This is a genomic window from Paenibacillus auburnensis (genome assembly GCF_927798115.1).
In the GTDB taxonomy this organism is placed as follows: Bacteria; Bacillota; Bacilli; order Paenibacillales; family Paenibacillaceae; genus Paenibacillus_AQ; species Paenibacillus_AQ auburnensis.
Genome location: NZ_CAKMMG010000007.1, coordinates 112,939 through 134,053 on the forward strand (window position 1 = coordinate 112,939; position 21,115 = coordinate 134,053).

The 21,115-nt window shown below is 49.4% G+C and carries 18 protein-coding genes; 14 read left to right on the forward strand and 4 right to left on the reverse strand.

Going from position 1 to position 21,115, the window contains the following annotated elements; genetic code table 11:
- Positions 1-29: 29 nt before the first annotated feature.
- The 4 genes from L6H70_RS20780 to L6H70_RS20795 all read left to right on the forward strand — a co-directional run bounded on the left by L6H70_RS20780 (position 30) and on the right by L6H70_RS20795 (position 6,693).
- A complete protein-coding gene (locus L6H70_RS20780) occupies positions 30-1,547 on the forward strand; it encodes a glycosyl hydrolase (protein WP_236336022.1) in 1,518 nt (505 codons plus the stop codon).
- Positions 1,548-1,739: 192 nt separating this feature from the next.
- A complete protein-coding gene (locus tag L6H70_RS20785) occupies positions 1,740-4,286 on the forward strand; it encodes a discoidin domain-containing protein (RefSeq protein ID WP_236336023.1) in 2,547 nt (848 codons plus the stop codon).
- Positions 4,287-4,518: 232 nt separating this feature from the next.
- Entirely contained in the window at positions 4,519-5,997 is a 1,479-nt protein-coding gene (locus tag L6H70_RS20790; protein WP_236336024.1) for a potassium/proton antiporter, read from the forward strand.
- A gap of 240 nt (positions 5,998-6,237) precedes the next feature.
- Positions 6,238-6,693, forward strand: coding sequence for a Dps family protein (locus L6H70_RS20795; protein WP_236336027.1), 456 nt, complete (start codon positions 6,238-6,240; stop codon positions 6,691-6,693).
- A 118-nt stretch (positions 6,694-6,811) separates the two neighbouring features.
- On the opposite strand, the gene L6H70_RS20800 is transcribed toward L6H70_RS20795, so the two are convergent.
- Together L6H70_RS20800 and L6H70_RS20805 are read right to left on the reverse strand one after the other, a co-directional pair.
- Positions 6,812-7,516: an AIM24 family protein gene (locus L6H70_RS20800; RefSeq protein WP_236336029.1), complete on the reverse strand. Its 705-nt coding sequence runs from the start codon at positions 7,514-7,516 to the stop codon at positions 6,812-6,814.
- A 37-nt stretch (positions 7,517-7,553) separates the two neighbouring features.
- The gene (locus L6H70_RS20805; RefSeq protein WP_236336030.1) at positions 7,554-8,048 is read right to left on the reverse strand and encodes a hypothetical protein; all 495 of its coding nucleotides are present in this window, start codon (positions 8,046-8,048) and stop codon (positions 7,554-7,556) included.
- 265 nt (positions 8,049-8,313) lie between these two features.
- Between L6H70_RS20805 and L6H70_RS20810 the strand changes: the two genes are divergently transcribed.
- The 10 genes from L6H70_RS20810 (at position 8,314) to modB (ending at position 19,003) form a co-directional block, all read left to right on the forward strand.
- Complete coding sequence (locus L6H70_RS20810; RefSeq protein WP_236336031.1) at positions 8,314-9,000, forward strand: M50 family metallopeptidase; 687 nt, start codon at positions 8,314-8,316, stop codon at positions 8,998-9,000.
- A 263-nt stretch (positions 9,001-9,263) separates the two neighbouring features.
- Entirely contained in the window at positions 9,264-9,833 is a 570-nt protein-coding gene (locus L6H70_RS20815; protein WP_236336035.1) for a hypothetical protein, read from the forward strand.
- A 255-nt stretch (positions 9,834-10,088) separates the two neighbouring features.
- Entirely contained in the window at positions 10,089-11,051 is a 963-nt protein-coding gene (locus tag L6H70_RS20820; protein WP_236336037.1) for a helix-turn-helix transcriptional regulator, read from the forward strand.
- A 257-nt stretch (positions 11,052-11,308) separates the two neighbouring features.
- Positions 11,309-12,301 carry an ABC transporter ATP-binding protein gene (locus tag L6H70_RS20825; RefSeq protein WP_236336038.1) on the forward strand — a complete coding sequence of 331 codons (993 nt, stop codon included), beginning with the start codon at positions 11,309-11,311 and terminating at the stop codon, positions 12,299-12,301.
- The gene (locus L6H70_RS20830) at positions 12,298-13,290 is read left to right on the forward strand and encodes an ABC transporter ATP-binding protein (RefSeq protein WP_236336039.1); all 993 of its coding nucleotides are present in this window, start codon (positions 12,298-12,300) and stop codon (positions 13,288-13,290) included. Before L6H70_RS20825 ends, L6H70_RS20830 begins: the two co-directional genes overlap by 4 nt.
- Before the next feature lie 382 nt (positions 13,291-13,672).
- Positions 13,673-15,343: an ABC transporter substrate-binding protein gene (locus L6H70_RS20835; RefSeq protein ID WP_236336040.1), complete on the forward strand. Its 1,671-nt coding sequence runs from the start codon at positions 13,673-13,675 to the stop codon at positions 15,341-15,343.
- Between the two features lie 80 nt (positions 15,344-15,423).
- Complete coding sequence (locus tag L6H70_RS20840) at positions 15,424-16,428, forward strand: ABC transporter permease (protein WP_236336041.1); 1,005 nt, start codon at positions 15,424-15,426, stop codon at positions 16,426-16,428.
- A gap of 11 nt (positions 16,429-16,439) precedes the next feature.
- The gene (gene nikC / locus L6H70_RS20845) at positions 16,440-17,333 is read left to right on the forward strand and encodes a nickel transporter permease (RefSeq protein ID WP_236336042.1); all 894 of its coding nucleotides are present in this window, start codon (positions 16,440-16,442) and stop codon (positions 17,331-17,333) included.
- A 188-nt stretch (positions 17,334-17,521) separates the two neighbouring features.
- Positions 17,522-18,310, forward strand: a complete 789-nt coding sequence (modA, locus tag L6H70_RS20850) for a molybdate ABC transporter substrate-binding protein (RefSeq protein WP_423802867.1) — start codon at positions 17,522-17,524, stop codon at positions 18,308-18,310.
- A 30-nt stretch (positions 18,311-18,340) separates the two neighbouring features.
- Positions 18,341-19,003: a molybdate ABC transporter permease subunit gene (modB, locus tag L6H70_RS20855; protein ID WP_236336044.1), complete on the forward strand. Its 663-nt coding sequence runs from the start codon at positions 18,341-18,343 to the stop codon at positions 19,001-19,003.
- A gap of 77 nt (positions 19,004-19,080) precedes the next feature.
- On the opposite strand, the gene L6H70_RS20860 is transcribed toward modB, so the two are convergent.
- Both L6H70_RS20860 and L6H70_RS20865 read right to left on the reverse strand, forming a co-directional pair.
- A complete protein-coding gene (locus L6H70_RS20860; protein WP_236336046.1) occupies positions 19,081-20,097 on the reverse strand; it encodes a substrate-binding domain-containing protein in 1,017 nt (338 codons plus the stop codon).
- Between the two features lie 122 nt (positions 20,098-20,219).
- Positions 20,220-20,993: a polysaccharide deacetylase family protein gene (locus tag L6H70_RS20865; protein ID WP_236336047.1), complete on the reverse strand. Its 774-nt coding sequence runs from the start codon at positions 20,991-20,993 to the stop codon at positions 20,220-20,222.
- Between the last annotated feature and the right edge of the window lie 122 nt (positions 20,994-21,115).

The following is a 21,115-nucleotide window of genomic DNA, read 5'->3' on the forward strand; positions in this document are numbered from 1 at the left end:
GGTTTTACGGCTGGAGAAAGGAGTTAACATTGAACACTAACCGCAAGTTCCGGCTATTTACGACGATTTTGCCAATTATCTTCATTCTCTCTTTACTGCCCTGGTCGGAGGTACGCAGCCTTCCGGTTACCCGGACTGTGGATACCCCGGCAGCAGTGATTACTCCGATCAATCCTAACGCTTCCCAGGAGGCGGCCGATCTGCTGACCTATCTTTCGAATCTCAGCGGCAACGGCATGATTTCAGGACAGCATGACTATCTGGAGAGTCCTGATGAATTCAACAATAAGCTGAAAAAGGCCACCGGGCAATCTGCGGTTTTACACGGCTATGAGCTTGGAGCAATCAATAATCAGTCGGAATCTGCCATTAAGCGTCAGCGTAAGGCTGTGGTGAACAGTGCAATCAAATGGCATAAGGGTGGAGGCATCGTAGCGATGACCTTTCATCAGAACCTGCCCGGCACTTCTCCGGAATGGGCCAATGTGCATATGAGTCTCAGCCAGGAGGATTTTGATGCCTATGTGACCCCGGGAACAGCACAATATAAGAATCTGATTGCCGATATTGACGAGATTGCCGGGTATCTGGAAGATCTTCAGGATGCCGGAGTACCAGTTTTGTGGCGTCCCTATCATGAAATGAACGGAGACTGGTTCTGGTGGGGGAATAAAGACAACTTCACTAAACTCTGGGACATCATGTACAACCGTTTAACAAACACGCACAAGCTGAACAATCTGCTATGGGTATGGAACCCGAATGCACCTAATGAATGGTCGTATGACTTTGAGCCGTATTTCCCCGGTTCTGGAAAAGCAGACATTCTGGCGGCAGATATTTATAACAATGACTTCAAACAGTCCTATTATGAGAATCTGCTGAAGCTGGCAGACGGAAAGCCTATTGGCATCGGGGAAAGCGGAGAGCTGCCAGACCCTGTCATATTGTCTCAAACCCAAAGTAAATGGGTATATACCATGACATGGGGTAAAATGCTGACTGAAAAAAATGATGTGCAGAAAATCAAAAATTTTATGAATGATAATTATATCGTTTCCCGTGATGATTATATTATTATGCTCGCTAGTAAACCGAACACGAAGCCTTCCGCTTCGACCAAGGGATTAAGGGCGCAATATTTCAATAATATTGACCTGTCCGGCGGAGCACAGCTGATCCGTAATGACAACAAGATTGACTTCAACTGGCATGGGGACTCTCCGGCAGTCGGCCTCGGGAAGGATCTCTTCTCGGTTCGCTGGACCGGATTGATCATGCCGATCTATAGTGAGAAATATACGTTTACGGCCTCTTCGGATGACGGAGTGCGGCTCTGGATTGACGGTAAACTGGTGATTGACAGCTGGAAGAAGCAGAGCGGCGTCGGACGCGAGGGAAGTATCGACCTTACTGCCGGAACCTCATATGATATTAAAGTGGAGTACTATGAGAATCGCGGGGACGCCAACATCCGTTTATTGTGGAAGAGTGCCAGCCAGAAGCAGGGAATTATCCCCAAAAGTGCATTGACCCTCCCTAAGTAACCTAATCGATTCTTATACGACTTATGAGCAGACACCCCGGAAGAAAGCGAGGACAAAGGAATGAGGACTAAGAAAAAAACAACCAGACCTCTAAAGTTACTACTAAAATTTGCGGCTTTAACCATCTTGTTTCTTATGTCTGTTTCTGTCTTCGGAGATGATGGGACGAAGCGGGGCGAAGTGGAGGTAGATATGACTAAGTTGTCCTCAGCGGCTGATGCAGGTCCGGCTTTGCCGGACGGCAATGTACTGTGGCAGCTGGGGCAGCGTGATGGATCTGCCGGAGAATTTGCAGCTTCCGGTTCCTCAGACGCTAAAAAGATTTATAATGCTGTCTCTACCGTTGCCAAGGCCGCTGAGCTGAAAAGCGTTCCCTCGGGCCTGAGGGGAGACACTAACCCTGAATTGATTATTACGTATAATTTGAATAAGATCCCGGCGAACGGGGTCTTATTTCGCGTAAGTATTCTAGATGCATACAAATCCGTTCCGCAAATGAGTATTTTCTCTAATCATCAGCTGTCAGGCATGATACAGATTGCCGGTGTTGCCGGTACGGACAGCAAATACACCTTCCGCAAAACGTATGAACTCTATATCCCGAAGGAACAGCTGGTGCTGGGCAGTAACGAGCTGAAGCTGCGGACCACACGCGGTATTTATTCCTCAAGTATGGAAGATAAATACGACTGGTGGACCTGGGATTCCTTAAGTCTCGAATCGCTGAATGCTCCTATTAAGGAGCCGATTCACGGCAGCTATACACTGACCGGCACAATGGTCAACAACAAGCAGTTTTATTTTGATGAAGGTGCGGTTACTCATTTGCCTTACGTCATGAAATGGCTTGGCGTGGCCTACAGCGGCAACATTATGCGCACCAGCTGTGCCAGCGATGTCGGCCGCTCCTGCTCCAACATGGAGGATTATTACAAAGTACTTAGGGATTACAATATGCAGTCAGTTGCTCTGTATCTGTATACGGGAGATATTAAGCTCAAAGCTGACGGCTCGCTGCCGGAAGAGGCAGAGAAGAAGCTGACGGATTACTTTAAGCAGTACGGCTCTTACTTTCAGTATTATGAAGTGGATAATGAGCCAGGCTTGTTCAATCGTTCAAAAGCTGTCAATCTGGCGATCGCCAATTGGCTGAACAAGAAGGGTAAGAGTATTGCACCCCATTTGCAGACAGTGGCACCGGGCTGGGCTTACTGGCCGAACTACAGCGCAGATTCCTGCGGCAATCAAAGGGGGACGGTCAAACAGTGCGGTGATCCTGACGGGTGGGAACGTGATCCGGAGCAGCGCAATGAGCTCGAAGAGGTAACCGATTTGACCAACGGGCATTCCTATGGGGAATCCTATATTTTCAGCAACGGAGGCAGCTTTACTGAGAATCTCAAAACCTTCGGCGGAGCTGCAGACGGCCTGGGTAAAAAAATGCTGACGACTGAATTCGGTACTTCGGATAGCCACGTGGATGCTTACCAGTACGGGGCTTCCGAGCCTACGGCAGCAGTGTTTGACCGGATTATGCGCGCCCATATCGGTTATGCGGATATGTTTGTGCAGCATGCTGCCTTTTTCAAAAATTTCAGTTTGTTTAAGTATGGATTCAATCTGGAGGAGTATGATCCGGCCAAGACAGAGATTTACTATACAAAAACCAACGAGGATTCCCGTGTCAGCATCATGAGAAGACTTAGTCTCACTTATGCAACGCACGGTACACCGTTAACCTATCAGATCAGTAATAAGGATCAGTTGGCAGACAAACTTGTATACGTCCGTGCTGTAGACACTTCTACCCTTACGCCGCTGGCAGGCAGCGGTGCAACCTCCAATAAACTGCTGATTAACTTTGTGAACTTTGAAGAGACAACGCAAAAGGTCTCCGTGAAGGTAACGATGCCGAAAAAAACAGTTTACGAAGGAGAACGGTTTGGCAACGGAGATACTTATGAGGAAGCCCGCAGTTATATTTCAGGCAGAAGTGCAACACCTGTACTGGAATTTAACGAGACCCTCGCCCCGGGGGAGGCAGTGCAGTATATTCTGCAGCCCTCCTCAGAGGTAGCGGATTCTGCGCCGCAAGGCTTCAAAGCCGCAGCGATCAAAGGATTATCCATGAAACTGAGCTGGCTGGAGGCCCCCGGAGCAAGTTATGAAGTGCTCCGGGCCGACGGCTCCGGCGGGGATCTGAAGGTTATTGCAACGGGAGTTCAAGAAACCGGATACATCGACAGCAAGCTGGAGGAAGGCACGCTTTACACTTATGCGGTAAGAGTTGCAGGTTCAGGTGTTATGTCTGAGAAAGTGCAGATTACGGCTACTGGCCTGGTTCCGCTTGATCGGACAGAATGGAAAGTGTCGTCTAATGTCAATACCGAAGCCTCGAATCCGGCAAGTGCCATAGACGGGGACCGGCGTACACGCTGGGATACCGGCAAACATCAGGCCTCGGGAGAATACTTTCAGATTGACCTTGGCAAAGAACATTCGGTGGAGGCTGTAGAGTTGGACTATTCCTTGTCCTCCTACGATTATCCGCGTGGTTATGAGCTTTATGTATCTAATGATGCGGCGAATTGGAAGCTGGCGGTTAGAGGAAAAGGGCAGCTGAACAGCACCAAGATTAGCTTTTCTCCAGTAAAGGCCCGCTACATCAGGATTTTGCAGACGGGTTCCGGCGGCAACTACTGGTCCATTCAGGAGATGCAGGTTTACTCAAGAGAATAATACGCTTGATGGGCAGAGAAACGCTGCTTAATAAGGGAGACCCAGCTATATTTATGGCCGGGTTTTTTGCGTTGGGTGGAACTCCTCTGTCTTAAGGAAGTTCAATACACGATAGGATGTATGAGGCTACACAGTTTGTGCATTCTAAATGCAGTGTGGACCGGTTGTCTCAAAAAAAGCATTTTAGGGTTAATAACGTAAATAACGCTGGAACAGGGGGGAGATGCGGAAAATGACTCATTTAGCGGACAGTGTTATCTTATTACTCGCGGTTCTGCTGCTGATTGGAGTGCTATCCACCAAGTTCTCGACACGATTCGGGATGCCGGCGCTGGTGCTTTTTATCTTGGTAGGGATGGTGCTCAGTCATTTTGTATATTTTAATAATGTATCTTTAACTCAAATTGCCGGGATATTTGCGCTTGTGGTCATTTTATTCGAAGGAGGAATGCAGACCAGCATAAAGGATATCCGGCCGGTTATGGCATCCGCATTATCCCTGGCTACGATCGGGGTACTGCTGACGGCTGCCATTGTAGGAGTGTTCGCCAGGTTCGTGCTCGGAGTGCCGTGGGCAGAAAGCCTTTTGTTCGGGGCAATCGTCGGTTCAACGGATGCAGCCGCTGTTTTTTCCGTACTTGGCGGTAAAAATATTGACAAGCGCCTCACCTCCACACTGGAAGCAGAGTCGGGAAGCAATGATCCGATGGCTGTTTTTCTGACAGTTTCGCTGATTGAATGGATTGAACATCCAGAAACGGCCATATGGAGCATGCTGCTGTCCTTTGTCTGGGAGATGGGGATCGGTCTCTTGATGGGGATTCTGATTGGCAAGCTGGCTGTATATTTAATCAATAGAATCAATCTGGATTCCACCGGACTGTATCCGGTGCTGGCGATAGGATTTGCTGTATTGACCTACGGCGTTTCGACGCTTGTGCATAGCAGTGGACTGCTCGCTGTTTTTGTGATGGGATTGACACTTGGCAATTCAGAACTGATGTACCACCGGACCATTATGAATTTCAATCACGGGTTCGCCTGGATGATGCAGATTGCTATGTTTATCCTGCTCGGTCTGCTGGTTTTCCCTCAGGAGCTCTCTGAGATAGCCTGGCAGGGGCTGCTGCTGTCTGTAATTCTGATGGTCGTCGCCCGGCCCGTCGGGGTTTTTATAAGTCTGCTCTTTGCCAAATTTTCAGTCCGTGAGAAGACACTGTTATCCTGGGCGGGGCTGCGGGGAGCGGTGCCGATAGTACTGGCTACCTACCCGCTTCTGGCTGGGCTTCCTGAGGGGCGGATGTTTTTTAATGTAGTTTTTTTCGTAGTCCTGACATCGGCTGTTATTCAGGGAACAACGATCTCCCCGCTGGCCTCCAGGTTAAAGCTGGTGGGGAGTGACGAAGCAGCACAGCCGTCGCTTATGGAACTGGTTGCACTTGGAAAAACAGATTCCGAATTCAACCATATCGGGATTGAGTCCAGTATGCCGATTGCCGGAATGCAGATTGCGCAGCTGAATTTGCCGGATGATATTCTCTTTACGGCGATCATCCGCAATAAGGGAATCGTTACGCCGCACGGCAGCACCGTGATCCTCCCCGGAGATACCGTTTATGTGCTGAGTCCTAAGGCTAAACGCGAGGAGATGCGGGCGGTATTCCGGAGCGGAAAAGGCAAAGCAGCGGAAACATATATTCCTCCGGTGTAACAAATATGCCAATAATGTTATCTTTTATTCCACAGTCAGGTGATTTGTGTCAATATAGGTGCGTTTGGATTTATGTGACACAGATAACAGGTTTCTAAAAGGAGGTATGCTAGAATTTGCAGCAACAAAATCGTAAAGCGCCTTGCGGGAAAGCAATATTTATGTTATATTGTAGATAGATTTAGAACAAGTCTAAATACAATAAACAAAATATAATTAAACCATAGGAGGTTATTTAGAATGAGTACTCACGTTAAGAACCAGACAGAACTGCACGCAGCATTGAATCGCCAAACCGCGAACTGGAGCCTGCTTGGGGTGAAATTGCATCACTACCACTGGTATGTGAGCGGAGCACAATTTTTCACTCTGCATGCCAAATTCGAAGAACTCTACACTGAAGCAGCCACATATGTGGATGATCTGGCTGAACGGTTGCTCGCAATCGGCGGTAAGCCGGCCTCTACGATGACACAATATTTGGCCCTTTCAGAGCTGAAGGAAGCTGCCGGCGGCGAAAGCCCCAAAGAAATGGTTGCCCAGCTCGTTAAAGACTTTGCGCTTGTCTCCGAAGAGCTGAAGAGCGCCATCACGGCTGCGGAAGAACTTAGTGATCAACCGACTGCTGATCTGCTGATTGGCATCAGAAGCAGTGTTGAGAAGCATGCATGGATGCTGAATGCTTATCTGGCGTAAGGCGATACTATAACTGAAGGCTAGGACTGTAGTCCGGTGTACGGATTGCAACAGCAAAGAGTGCCCGTGCGATGTCCGCACGGGCACTCTTTGTTCAAACGATTCTCTGACAAGCCGTCTATTTGATAAATACACCACCAAACGGTAGCGCCTCGCGCAGAAACCGTTTAATAATACCGTCCTCGTTATTATCCCGCTCAAAGCGGCGGCTCTGGCGTCCGGCTTGAAACAGCACAGGTCCATGGCCTGTCATTTTCCAGTGATAGCTCATATGTTGGCTGGCCAGATGATTGCCGTAAACGGTCAGCTCAAGCTTGGCATTCTCCGGATACGCAATAATACTGCCTGCATCGACGTAGAGCGGATCGGAGGGATGAAGCTCGGCTTCGCACACCGTTCCTTCCGTCAGTATACCGATGCTCCCGTTGCCGGCAAATTTGACTTTGACAATATCCCGGGTAACCAGCATATTCTTCATGCTCAGCACCCGCGTATGCATCGTGATTCCTTTACTGTAGAAGAAGAGATGCCTGAAATCATAGAGCAGATCGCTTTTACCGTTCAGCTGCAAGGTTTTGACCCGGTAGCCGGGAGGCAGCGCAGCCACAAACCGGCAGGGGCCGGACATATCCGAACGGATCAGCTTGCGCTTGCGGTACATGCCTTTGACGTCCATCAGCCGGTCTGCCCGTCCTGATGAGGGGCCCTGATAGGCGATAATTTGCTGGGGATGCAGTACATGCACCTCTTCATTCTCCCCGACAGTGAAAGCAACGGCCTGTCCGCTGCCGCTGTCGCCTTCATCTTGGACATCGACGTTCATCGTACACACTCCTTCATATTAGAGAGATGGCAGGCTGCTAGCGCAACCGGTCCCCTCTTCTTGAGCGGTGGCGCATGGTAAAGCGCAGCAGCCGGATAATCAGGAAATAACCAAGAATAAGGGCGAACCCGGTAATCACTGTAACCTTTATCCGGTTATAGTAGTTCTCACGCGCAGTGCGGTCATTTTTCAGCTCGTCAACCACCAGGCTTAACTGGCGGTTCTGCTCCTGGAGGGCCTCGTTCTGGGAACGGTACGCTTCCATTTGCTCCTGGGTCTGTCCCAGTGCGTCTACTGTCTCACTGAGTTCATCTTTGGTCTGCTGAAGCTCCTCAACCGTCTCCTGGTAGTTTTCCTGCAATTGATTCACTTCACCGGGCAGCTCTGAGAAGTTCTGCAAGCCTTTATATAAATCACTGAAATAATTGGCTTCTGCTGCCGGAGCGGGGACGCAAGCGAAAATTCCAAGCAGCAGCAGAGCCGAACCAAACAGCTTCATCCATAAGTTTGATAAGTGCCTTTTTCTGTTCATCTTATTCACCGCCTGTATAGGTTCACCTGCTCTTATTTTAACATAGAGCTGCATTTATAAGCATTAATCAACGAGGTTTGACATCATTTGGCGCCTAGTGGAAAATCACCGCATAACTTGCAGCCGCCGGAACTTAAGCATTTTTACCCTGCCGCTGACGGCAGTAACCATAGAGTAATACAGCACTGCGGACTGGCAGGTTTCATTTTGGCTACCTTGCAGCAGGAATATAACGTATACTTTGAACGGGAAGGGGCTGAGGATATTGAATAAATGGCTGAAAACGCTGCTGTTTCTGGTCGGGTCAGCGCTATTGACACGCTTAATTCCATTTTCATCGCTATTCCGCAATCTGGATACGATGTTCCATGAATTCGGGCATGCGCTGATGACCCTGCTTCTCTCAGGTGATGTACTGAGAATCGAGCTGTATGCGGATCACAGCGGTGTGACGTATTCTGCGGTTGAAGCCGGTCTAAGACCGGTGCTGGTGTCGCTGTCAGGATATCCATTTGCCTCCTTAATTGCCCTGCTGCTGTTTTATTTGTACAGCAGGGGACGTGTACGGTGGGGGCTGTTGCTGTCTGCTGCCGTGGCGCTGATTATGCTGGTGCTGTATGTCAGGGGCACTTTCGGTATACTGTGGCTCAGCGGTTTGATCGCCCTCAATCTGGCAATGGTGTTCCTGTGGCCCAAGGCAAGCAAATATTACTATTTGTTTCTGGCCTTTTTGACTCTGGAGGAATCTGTAATGGGCACGCTGTATCTCCTGTCAGCTTCACTGTTGACCCCGTCCCGTGCAGGTGATGCTGCTAATTTAGCCGGATTAACACCTTTGCCTGCTATATTCTGGGCGTTGATCTTTTTTCTATTTTCATTCCTTTGCGCGAAGTGGTCTCTGGGATATTTTTTCAAGAAGGAACGTTTACAGAAACAAAGAGGCGTCAGATAGAATCATCTATTTCGTCACGTTTAGACAAAAAGTCATATTTAGCAAAGAGGCAATCCACTTTTAAAGTAGATTGCCTCTTTTTTTGTCGATATTATAGATACGAACATACATTCCATGACAAGGAGTTGTCCGCCATTATTGGTACATTAATAGAAGAACCAAAAAAAGAAAGAGGTGGAAATATGCAAGCAAGTATCCAGCCCATATTTACATGGAGCCGCAACCGTGTTTTTGCAGGAGTTTCTCAGAGTTTAGTGTTGCTTGTGGAATGGAAAGGCCTTAACCAGCGTGAGGAGCTGCGCAAGAAAAGCCGCAAACTGCTTGCCCGGGAAATCGAGCTGCGCATATGGCTTGAAGCCCACATGACATTTACAGGAGCTTATGGCTGCATCACTGAAGCAGGAGAAGGCAGATCGCTGCTGCTGAAGCTGGGTAAGATCCATTCCGGGTCACGTAAATTCATCTGTCTTGAATTTAAAACCGAAGCCATGCCTGCCGGAATTCATGAAGCACTCTGGCTGCAATGGCAGTACAGACAACCTCCTGTGGAGCGGATAAGAGAGCTTCCGCTGCAAAAGCTGGGACTGGAATATACGCATCATACCGATGTGCTGGGTGATGGCAGCAGCTTTCATGTTGAGAAGCATATGGAGCTGCTGAGAACGGTGAAAGTACTGGAGGAAGCAGCATTGCTGCGTACGCGTAACGCGGACCCGTCACTGTCCGAGAAATTGCGGAGACAGGCAGATAAACTGCTGCTGCTTGCGGCGCGCTCTGGTGATATGCAGCTGGTAAAGGAGGCGGAGATGGTGTACAGACAGCTTGAAGCTTAACTCAGCTGCATATTTTGAAGGGATCGAACGAAGCAGAATATCTGATGGAATGAACTGAAACATACATAATAGCACAACCCGAACTCTCTTTCTCGATCATTTAACAGCTCATGTAATATATATGTGTGGTAATGTAGTAAAATAGTTCTATTATATTATCTTAATTCGGTTATTACATTATTAGTTGTAGATATATATAACTAATTCATTTAAAATAATGGGTCTATTTTACCATATATCAAGGGGAACTGAACAATGACAGACCGATTAATCCGGCTGATGCGCATTATCACACTAGTGCAAGCTAAACCTGGAATCCTGGCACGTGAGCTGGCGGAACGCTGCGGCAACAGTGAAAGAACGATATATCGGGATATGGACGCGCTAAGCGCAATGCATATCCCGATTACCCATATGGGACATGGAAAGGGATATGCCTTTATCGGTAATTTTGCATTGTACCCTTTAGATCTGGCGGATAGTGAGGCGGCAGCATTTTCCCAGCTGCGCAATGTGATGAAAGACATCAAGCCTTTGCTGCCGGCTGAATTTGAAAATGCCTATGAAAAAATAATGGCTGCACAATATAAACAGAATGCAGAAAGGGAAGAAAAAATGGAAAGCGTCACAAAAGAAGCCGGGCTTTGGACGGAACGGAGTACAATGGCGCTCGAGCAATCGGCTTCTTTAACGGAAATATTGTCCGCTGTGATGAAACAAAAAAGCTTCCAGGCGGACTACTGCGAAAATGCAAATGAGGAAAGAGGGATACAGATTGATCCGTACTGCCTTGTTCCGCTGGAGAACCGGATCTATGTGATCGGCTTATGCCACAGGTTCGGGAGGATCCGAGCTTTTCATGTTAACGGTTTTTCCAATATCACCCTGCTGAATAACTGGTTTTCAAAAGAGCGGTTTGATTTGCAGTCCTTTATGTCGCAGAAATGGAGCCTTGATCCGGACAGCCTGCAGATAGAGTTCAGAATCAGATTTTCCGAACGGATGATGGACAAAATCAAATACGAAGAGCTGATGGTAAAACCAAGTAAAGTTGACCGCCAGAACTGCTGCCTGCACTTCAAAGTAGCCATCGAACAAGATATCGGTTTTGTCCGCTGGATTATGAGGTTCGAGGAGGAAGCGGAGATTTTGGAGCCGTTTTATTACCGGGACGTGTTGAAATATCATATGGAAAGATGGCTGATGTTATACAAATAACATAGGTTGTTACAGGAATTATTCCTGTTTCACCATGATTAAACCCCCTAAATTCATCAGGTTAGTTATGCGTACAAATTTTTCTTGTCTACGGTAGATTTCTATAGTAATGTTATACATTAAATAACAACTATGTTGATTAAACCCGAAAATAATATCATAACATGTCAGGTTTAGGTTATAATATCTTACTTTTTAAGGATTTTTTATCCTCCCATTTGACCTTTGTTCAATTTTTAATAGAAAGAAGGTTCATCATGATTCAGCCAATTCTGAAAATTGAGGATTTGCATACCCATTTTTTTACCGACCGCGGTGAAGTGCCTGCTGTTGACGGCGTTGACCTGTACATCAATCCCGGAGAGGTCCTCGGCGTGGTTGGTGAATCCGGTTGCGGTAAAAGTGTGACCTCATTGTCCATCCTGAAGCTGGTTCCGAATCCGCCTGGGAAGATTGTTGGCGGCCGTATCCTATTAAAAGGACGGGATATCGTTCCGCTTAAGGAAAAAGAGATGCGTAAAATCCGTGGTGATTCCGTATCGATGATTTTTCAGGAGCCGATGACCTCGCTCAATCCGTTGTTTACAGTGGGTCAGCAAATTATCGAAACAGTGCGGCTGCACCGCGGCTTGTCCAAAAAAGAAGCGCGGGAGCATGCGGTCGAGATGCTGCGCAAAGTCGGCATTCCGCGTCCAGAGGCTATTATTGATGAGTATCCGCATCAATTATCAGGGGGCATGCGCCAGCGGGTGATGATCGCGATGTCGATATCCTGCAGTCCGGAGCTGCTGATTGCTGATGAGCCGACCACGGCGCTGGATGTAACCATTCAAGCGCAGATTCTGGATCTGATCCGTCGTCTGAACGAAGAACAGGGAACAGCTGTGATGCTAATTACCCATGATCTTGGCGTCGTTGCAGAAATGTGCCACCGGGTTGCCGTAATGTATGCAGGCAAGGTGGTCGAAGAGGGCAGCGTACGTGATATTTTCAAGAATCCGCTGCATCCGTACACTCGCGGCCTGATAGAGTCGGTGCCGCGGATGAATGAGACCCGGGAACGGCTGTATTCCATCCCCGGCAATGTGCCGATTCTCAGCACGGAGATGCGGGGCTGCCGGTTCGCTCCCCGTTGTGCGAATGTTATGGATGTCTGCCGAGAGTCGCTTCCGCAGCTAACCCTGCAGGAGGAGCAGCATAGCTGCAGATGCTGGCTGCATGAAGTCAGTCAGGAGGAGGCCGTGGTATGAGCGAAAGCCTGCTTGAGGTTAAGAACCTCAAAAAGTATTATCCGATCAACAAGGGATTCTTCAATAAAACGCAGGGCTTCATCAAAGCTGTAGATGATATCTCGTTCTCGGTAAACAAAGGCGAAACCTTTGGTCTGGTAGGGGAGAGCGGCTGCGGCAAATCCACAACCGGGCGTTCGCTGCTGCGGCTGATAGAGCCGACAGCAGGCGAAGTCTGGTTTGAAGGGCAGGACATCACGAAGCTGTCGATGGAAGAAATGCGCAGGCGCCGCCGGGAAATGCAGATTGTGTTTCAGGATCCGTTTTCCTCACTGGATCCGCGAAATACGGTGCAGCGGATTCTGGAAGAGCCGATGATCGTTCACGGTGTAGGCGATGCTAAGCAGCGGAGGGCTGCTGTGGAGCGGCTGGCTGATGTTGTTGGTCTTGCCAAAGCGCACCTGCAGCGGTATCCGCATCAATTCTCAGGCGGACAACGCCAGCGGATCGGGATTGCCAGGGCACTGGCTCTGCAGCCAAAACTGATTATCGCCGACGAACCGGTGTCTGCACTGGATGTTTCCATCCAGTCACAGGTGATCAATCTGATGCAGGATTTACAGCGGGAATTCGGATTGACCTACATATTTATTGCTCATGATCTTAGCGTAGTGAAGCACATCTGCGACCGGGTTGCTGTAATGTACCTGGGACGGATCGTGGAGGTTACGGATAAGTATAAGCTGTACGACGAACCGCAGCATCCTTATACACAGGCACTGCTCTCGGCGGTTCCCGAACCGGATCCCGATATCCGCAAGGAACGGGTAATTCTGCAGGGCGAAGTGCCGAGTCCGGCCAATGCGCCGGTCGGCTGTGCTTTTAATACCCGGTGTCCGCGGGTGATGGATGTATGCCGGAATGTAAGGCCGCCGCTGCTAGAGACCGGAGCAGGACATTTAACTGCCTGCCATCTGTATGATGGAGAAGCTGACGTCCGGCTGGCTTAGAAGATTAACAACCACATCAATATAAGATGAACGGTAGTTATGATTGGAGGCAAAAGCAGCGGAGGGGAAGTTTGGAACTGTAGGAGCGAATGCGTCCGCCTTTAGGTTTGGATTTCTACCGCGAAATGCGGTTAAAATCGGGAAATCCAAACCTAACAGCGGCCGGAAGTCCAAACATTCCCCGCAGCTTGCGTATGATGCCGGAAGGATGAAGCTAGAGTTCATTTTATACAGAAAACTCCACCCAGAATGATCCTTCGTATTCATCGTGAACGGTAATGCCCGTGAGTAAAGGAAGTGGATTTGGTATATGGCTGCACTTTGCTGCAGCTCCATATAAACGCTTTAATACATTCAATGATAGAAGGGAGCTTTTCTAGAGATGAAGAAATGGAGTAGTCTTGCACTGGCAGTAACTCTTGGGGCTGTTTTGACACTAAGTGGCTGCGGAGGTAATAACAACAATGCCGGCACAGAAGCAACTGCGGGTTCCAATGCAGCGGCAACCACCGCACCGGAAAGCTCTCCGGATGCAGCGGCATCCACACAGGACACATTGATTCTGGGACGCGGCGGCGACTCTGCCTCGCTGGACCCGGCGATCGTAACTGACGGCGAATCGCTTAAGATTGCCCATCAGGTATTTGATTCCCTGCTGGAATACAAGCCGGGAACTTCCGAAGTACAGCCCTCGCTTGCTGACAGCTGGGAAGTTTCAGCAGACGGTCTGACCTACACCTTCAAGCTGCATCCGGGTGTAAAGTTCCATGACGGAACGGATTTTGATGCTGAAGCGGTTGTGTTCAACTTTACCCGCTGGAGTGATCCTGCAAGTGAATTCAAGTTCGAAGGCGATTCCTTTGATTACTACGATTCCATGTTCGGTCCGGACGGCAGCCGTGTAATCAAAGAAGTGAAGGCTGTGGATGCCACAACCGTACAATTTACACTCAACCAGCCGCAGGCTCCGTTCCTGCAGAATATCGCAATGACCTCGTTCGGCATTGCCAGCCCTACCGCTATTAAAGAGAAGAAAGAGAACTTCAAGAATGAGCCTGTGGGTACCGGGCCGTTTGTCTTCAAAGAATGGAAGCATAATGATTCCATTACGCTCGACAAAAACCCGAACTACTGGAAAGAAGGGCTTCCTAAGCTGAACAAGGTGATCGTCCGTTCGATTCCTGACAACTCTGCACGCTTCAATGCGCTGCAGAATGGTGAAATCGACCTGATGGAAGATCTTAGTCCGGATGACCTGTCGACCCTTGAGGGCAACACGGAGCTGCAGAAGATTGAGCGTCCACCGTTCAATGTCTCTTACCTGGGCTTCAACTTTAACAAGAAACCTTTTGATAATGTGAAAGTAAGACAAGCGCTGAACTATGCTGTAAATAAACAGGCTATTATCGATGCTTTCTTCTCAGGCCAGGCTACTGCCGCTGTGAACCCTATGCCTCCATCACTGTGGGGCTATAACGATGCTGTGAAGGATTATGAATACGATCTGGACAAAGCAAAGGCACTGCTGGCTGAAGCCGGTTATCCTGATGGTCTTCCGGATACTGTAACCCTGTACGCTATGCCGGTATCCCGCCCTTATATGCCTGACGGCAAAAAGGTTGCGGAAGCCATTCAAGCCGACTGGGAGAAGATCGGTGTGAAAACCGTCATTGAATCCCCGGAATGGGCGACATACCTTGATGACACCAAAGCCGGTGAAAAAGATGATATCTACATGCTCGGCTGGACCGGTGATAATGGAGATCCGGATAACTTCCTGTACACGCTTCTCGACAAGGATGCTATTCCTGGTAACAACCGCAGCTTCTATGTAAATGAAGAACTGCACACCATTCTGATCAATGCCCAGAAGGAAACAGATCAGACCAAACGCTCCGACCTGTACAAAAAAGCTCAGGAAATCATCAAAGCGGATGCGCCTTGGATTCCGCTGGTCCACACTACTCCGCTTCTGGCTGCCAAAGCCAATTTGAAAGGCTATGTTCCAGGTCCGACAGGTACGGAATATTACAGCGAAATTTACTTCGAATAGTATGATCCATCAGCATTTTCTTGCCGCCGCGCTTGTAACGGCGGCAAGTTATGTTGCGGATCGCTGGAAGGTGAGCCGACTTGAACTCCTACCTATTAAAACGTGTTATGGTATTAATCCCGGTTCTGATCGGGATGACGATTATTGTGTTCTCGATTATCCATGCAATTCCGGGTGATCCGGCAGAGACAATCCTCGGGCAAAAGGCAACTGAGCAGTCCAAACAGGCGCTGCGTGAACAGCTCGGCCTCGACAAGCCGTGGCTGCAGCAGTATTTCAATTATATGGGGGATTTGCTGCAAGGAGATCTCGGGACTTCCATCCGTACTAAAACGCCGATTGCCAAAGAAATTATGCCTTATCTCGCAGCTACACTGGAGCTTACGGCGGCAAGTATGCTGTTCGCCACAATTGTAGGTGTGAATGCAGGGATTCTAAGCGCTTGGCGTCAAAATTCATGGTTTGACTATACCGCAATGATCATTGCACTCATTGGCGTATCTATGCCGATCTTTTGGCTGGGGCTGATGGAGCAGCTGTTATTCGCACTGAAACTGCATTGGCTACCTTCTATAGGAAGGATGGATCAGCGCAATCCGGTAGAGAGCATCACTAATCTCTATATTATTGATACGATTATTGCTGGACAGTGGGGTCAGCTGTGGACGGTTATTAAGCATTTAATCCTGCCAAGCATAGCGCTCGGCACCATTCCGATGGCGATTATCGCCCGGATGACCCGTTCCAGTATGCTGGAGGTTATGAACTCCGACTATATCCGTACGGCTAAAGCTAAAGGAATGTCGCAATTCCTGGTCGTGTACAAGCATGCGCTGAAAAATGCCCTGATCCCAGTATTAACGGTGGTGGGGCTGCAGACAGGCGCTCTGCTCGGCGGTGCCGTTTTGACCGAGACGATTTTTGCTTGGCCTGGCGTGGGAAGGTATATATTTGAAGCGATAAGTGCCCGTGATTACCCTGTCATTCAGACTGGAATCCTGATTATTGCTTTTATTTTCGTTGTTATTAATCTGCTTGTGGATCTGCTCTATGCGGCCGTTGATCCGCGCATTAACTACAAGTGAGGGGTGAACCGATGGGACAAGCAACAGTTAACGTAACACCCCCGAATGTACAGGCCGAGAAGGTTTCCGGACCTTGGCGCGATGCGTGGAAGGCTTTCCGCAAGAATAAGACGGCGATGCTCGGGCTTTGTATTATTTTGTTTTTTGTGCTGATAGCGCTGCTGGCGCCATTTATTGCGCCTTATGGCTATAAGGAGCAGGAGCTGGTCAACCGGCTGAAGCCGCCTTCTGCCGCTCATTGGTTCGGCACAGATGATCTGGGAAGAGATTTGTTCACCCGTATACTTTACGGCGCCCGCATTTCGCTGTGGGTGGGGTTCTTCTCGGTCATCGGTTCCATCGTCGTAGGGACTTTTCTGGGGGTGCTGGCCGGCTTTTACGGCAAATGGATAGATATGCTCATTTCCCGGATGTTTGATATTCTGCTGGCGTTTCCGAGCATCCTGCTGGCGATTGCTATTGTGGCCATTCTCGGGCCTTCGCTGCAAAATGCGCTTTATGCCATTGCAATCGTTAATATTCCTACGTATGGACGGCTGGTGCGGGCGAAGGTCCTTTCCCTGAAATCGGAGGAATACATTACGGCAGCCCGGGCGATTGGAATGAAGAACTCCCGGATTCTGCTGACCCACATTCTGCCTAACAGTCTGACGCCTATTATTGTACAGGGCACGCTGGGAATCGCTACTGCAATTATCGAGGCGGCTGCACTCGGCTTCCTGGGGCTTGGCGCCCAGCCGCCGGACCCTGAATGGGGGAAGATGCTTTCCGATTCCCGGCAGTTCATTCAGAAAGCGCCGTGGACGGTGATTTTTCCCGGCCTGTCCATTATGCTGACTGTGCTGGGCTTCAACCTGATGGGGGACGGCCTGCGTGATGTGCTCGACCCGCGGATGAAAAACTAGCAAATGTGAGCAGCCCTTTAAGCGGATAACGCTTAAAGGGCTGTTTTGTTTTTCTGAGTATGATGTTTATGAATGATCAATCTATACTATACATAACTAAATATAATTAAACATAATCAAACGTATAGTAAAACAAAAAAGGATATGCTAGAATATCACCTAATATATAAGATGAGGGTACGGGAGGGATAGGGATGTTCAAGAAATTAGCAATAGGGGTTATGTCTGTCTTGCTGGTTTCGGGCCTGGTGGCAGTGTTCGGAGGCCAGCTGGAGGCCGCTACGAAGAAGACGGAAATTATTGTATCGGCTGCAGCGAGTCTGCAGGACAGTCTGGATAAGATCGCTGTGCTCTATGAGAAGCAGCATCCGGATATTGATCTTGTCTTCAACTACGGCGCTTCGGGCACTTTGCAGAAGCAAATTGAACAAGGTGCTCCCGCTGATCTATTCTTCTCTGCAGGGGATAAGCAAATGAAGGCGCTGGTGGATAAAGGGCTCATTTCTGTTAGTAAGGAATTGCTGAAGAATCAGCTGGTGCTGGTGGTGCCTTCCGATTCCACAGCCCGCATCACCACAATTACACAGCTTACGGATAAATCCTTTAAAAAGGTAGCTGTCGGCCAGCCGGAATCGGTACCAGCTGGTCAATATGCGCAGCAGTCATTGACAGCCAAGAGGGTGTGGGATACACTGCAAAGCAAACTGGTTTTTGCCAAGGATGTTCGCCAGGTGCTCTCCTATGTAGAGACAGGAAATGCGGATGCCGGTTTTGTCTATAAGACAGATGCCCTGACTTCCCAGAAAGTGAAGATCGCGCTTACGGTTGGTGCAAATGTGCACGCTGCGATTAATTATCCGGCTGGAGTTGTCAAAGAGTCGGATCACCTTACGGAGGCTAAAGCCTTTTACAATTACGTGCAGACCAAAGAAGCCGGCAGCATCTTCACCGGCTACGGATTTACGCTGGCTAAATAATCTAGAATGATAATAAACGGGGTGAAGCGGATGGAGATTAACTGGACTGACTTTTTCGCCCCGGTCTGGCTTTCGGTCAAGATCTCTGTAATTACCAGTATAGTCGTATTCATCCTGGCGACTTATGCGGCCAAGCTGATGGCGGGCCGGAAGTTTCCCGGACACAGTCTAATTGAAACTGTGCTGCTGCTGCCGCTTGTCCTGCCGCCTACTGTAGTGGGATTCGTGCTTCTCGTGATCTTGGGGCGCAGGAGCTGGGTTGGCAGGCTGTATGAGCAGTTTACGCAACATACCATCCTGTTCACTTGGGGAGCGGCCGTTATCGCAGCGGTAGTTGTAGCTTTTCCGCTCGTATACAGAACCGTTAAAGCGGGGTTCGAAGGTGTGGAGAAGGATCTCGAAGATGCCGCCCGCGCCCAGGGGGCCAGTGAGCTTCAGGTTCTGCGCTATGTGACGCTTCCGCTGGCCAGCCGCTCGCTGGCTGCGGGTTATGTGCTGGGCTTCGCCCGCGGGATTGGGGAATTTGGCGCCACGATCATGGTGGCGGGGAACATTCCCGGCCGCACCCAGACCGTGCCGACCGCGATTTATGTAGCGGTTGACGGCGGGAATATGACGCTTGCCTGGATGTGGGTCTGCTCGATTATTGTCATTTCCGCCCTTATGCTGATGTTCGTAAACCGCCGTTCCTGAAGCATTGAATGTCAAAACTCCGGCTATGCCTGTGTAACCAGGAAAGCCGGAGTTTTTGTGTGCAGCTTAACTCTTATTTAACTCTCATAAATGATCCTGCCTGTATCCGAAAGATCATAGCTGTGGATGGAGCTAAGCTCGCTCTTAAAGGCAGAGGAGCGTAAAATATCGAGCACTGCACTGATCCACTGCTCATTTCCCGGCTTCTTGAGCATGACCAGATCGTACCGTTCCTTGATCAGCGGAATGAATTCAAGTCCATCGACAATTTTGGCCGCCTTCTCGGTGCCGATGCCGACATCGGCTTCGCCCCGGGACACCCTTCCGGCAACAGCTAAATGGCTGTTCTCCTCAGTGTCATATCCGATTAGCTCTGCAGCGCGGATGCTGTGCAGGCGCAGCTGCTCGTCCAGCAGGACCCGTGCGCCGGAGCCACGCTCCCGGTTAATTAGCTTCAGCTCTTTCTGCTGCAAATCCGACCAGCTCCGGATGTTCTTCGGGTTGCCCTTCTGTACATAGAACCCTGCACTGCGTGCCAGCAAATGGACTACGATATAAGAGGAGCCGACCAGAAGCCTGCGGATATAAGGAAGGTTATATTCGCCTGTATCGCCATCCAGCAAATGAGTGCTGACGATGTCGGATTCGCCATGATACATGGCAATCAGGCTGTCCAGACTGCCTGCATAAGAACGGAGCGGGCGGGTGGACGGGAGGCTGCGTTCCAGATGGCTGGCCAGAATATCCAACGACATGTCCTGTCCGGTAATGACAACGTTTATTCCCGCAGCCTTGTTGGAATACCCCGCAGGCTGGGCGAGATGAAGCGGCACCGAGAATGTGGCTGGAGGCAGCACGAATGGGGTGGCAGGCTGCGTGGCGGAGGATGCATTTGTACCTCCCTGCGGGCCAGTGTTAGAACTGCTGCGCGAGTTCTGCTTGTAGGCCTCAAGATCGGTATGATCCACCCGCATTTGCTTACCTACGCGGTAAGAAGGCAGCTCGCCTTTTTTGATCAGATCATAGACCTTTAACTTGGATATCTTCAACAACCGGGCGATTTCCTCGGTAGTATAGGAAGTGTTCTCGGACATAGGGGAAAGCCTCCTAAGGGATGCACTGCAGCAGCGCTCAATAAGTCTTGATGATAGCTCAAGACTACCTTATTTTGAAGACCTGCGCAATTAAAGAACCTTAAGGAGTCCAGTGAATGGATTTAATAAGCCAGATGCCTTTTGTTTTCTGCTTTCTCGGTATCCGACAGTCCGATCAGCTCGGAGACGGTTACGAAACGGAAACCCTGTTTCTCCAGTGCGGGCAAAATAATCTTGAGGGCCTCCCTCGTCTGTGATTGCCCGTGAACATAGTCGTGGAAGAGCACGATATCGCCGTTACGGGCATTCTTGATGACTTTATTAGAGATACTCCATACCCCAGGACGGTTCCAGTCGCGTGTATCCTGATGCCAGGACCACAGTACCGGCTTCAGTCCCATGCGGTTGGAGACATTCACCAGAGTTTCGTCATACATCCCGCCCGGTGGTCTGAAGAGACTGCTGTGCCGGCCCGAAATCTTTATAATTTCATTCTCTGTCAGCTCCAGTTCCTTCGTAACCTGCTCTGCGGAGATTGGTCTTTTGAAATAAACGTGATTGTACGTATGATTAGCCAGCTCGTGCCCTTCGTAGATTACGCGTTTGGCTATTTCAGGATAAGCGGCGATTTTTTTGCCGATGGCAAAAAAGGTGCATTTGGCGTTGTGATCATGCAGTACATTCAGAATTTGAATCGTTTCCGTCGGATCTGGACCGTCGTCGAAGGTTAAGGCGATCACCTTTTGACTGGTTGGCACTTCCCAGATCATATCCCCCTTCTGCTCGTAATAATTGCGGTTTTTGACATCTGAACGTGCCAGCAGCGGGCTTGAACAGCCGAGCAGCAGCACCAGTGCAGTGAGTGTAACGGCGGAAATACGGCAGCTTGTTTTCATGGGTATCTCAGTTCACTCCATACCGGACCCGCCTAAGGAGAAACGGGCTATTTTACTTTAGAATGCACCATGACTGCGGAGAAATATTCACTAGGAACGGGAAGGTGTGTATATTTCTATTT

Bases quoted from the DNA above. Each gene is read 5' to 3' on its own strand.
- L6H70_RS20785 (WP_236336023.1), top strand. From the start codon at position 1,740: ATGACTAAGTTGTCCTCAGCGGCTGATGCAGGTCCGGCTTTGCCGGAC.
- L6H70_RS20790 (WP_236336024.1), top strand. From the start codon at position 4,519: ATGACTCATTTAGCGGACAGTGTTATCTTATTACTCGCGGTTCTGCTG.
- L6H70_RS20795 (WP_236336027.1), top strand. From the start codon at position 6,238: ATGAGTACTCACGTTAAGAACCAGACAGAACTGCACGCAGCATTGAAT.
- L6H70_RS20800 (WP_236336029.1), bottom strand. From the start codon at position 7,516: ATGAACGTCGATGTCCAAGATGAAGGCGACAGCGGCAGCGGACAGGCC.
- L6H70_RS20805 (WP_236336030.1), bottom strand. From the start codon at position 8,048: ATGAACAGAAAAAGGCACTTATCAAACTTATGGATGAAGCTGTTTGGT.
- L6H70_RS20820 (WP_236336037.1), top strand. From the start codon at position 10,089: ATGACAGACCGATTAATCCGGCTGATGCGCATTATCACACTAGTGCAA.
- L6H70_RS20825 (WP_236336038.1), top strand. From the start codon at position 11,309: ATGATTCAGCCAATTCTGAAAATTGAGGATTTGCATACCCATTTTTTT.
- L6H70_RS20830 (WP_236336039.1), top strand. From the start codon at position 12,298: ATGAGCGAAAGCCTGCTTGAGGTTAAGAACCTCAAAAAGTATTATCCG.
- L6H70_RS20835 (WP_236336040.1), top strand. From the start codon at position 13,673: ATGAAGAAATGGAGTAGTCTTGCACTGGCAGTAACTCTTGGGGCTGTT.
- nikC (WP_236336042.1), top strand. From the start codon at position 16,440: ATGGGACAAGCAACAGTTAACGTAACACCCCCGAATGTACAGGCCGAG.
- modB (WP_236336044.1), top strand. From the start codon at position 18,341: ATGGAGATTAACTGGACTGACTTTTTCGCCCCGGTCTGGCTTTCGGTC.
- L6H70_RS20860 (WP_236336046.1), bottom strand. From the start codon at position 20,097: ATGTCCGAGAACACTTCCTATACTACCGAGGAAATCGCCCGGTTGTTG.
- L6H70_RS20865 (WP_236336047.1), bottom strand. From the start codon at position 20,993: ATGAAAACAAGCTGCCGTATTTCCGCCGTTACACTCACTGCACTGGTG.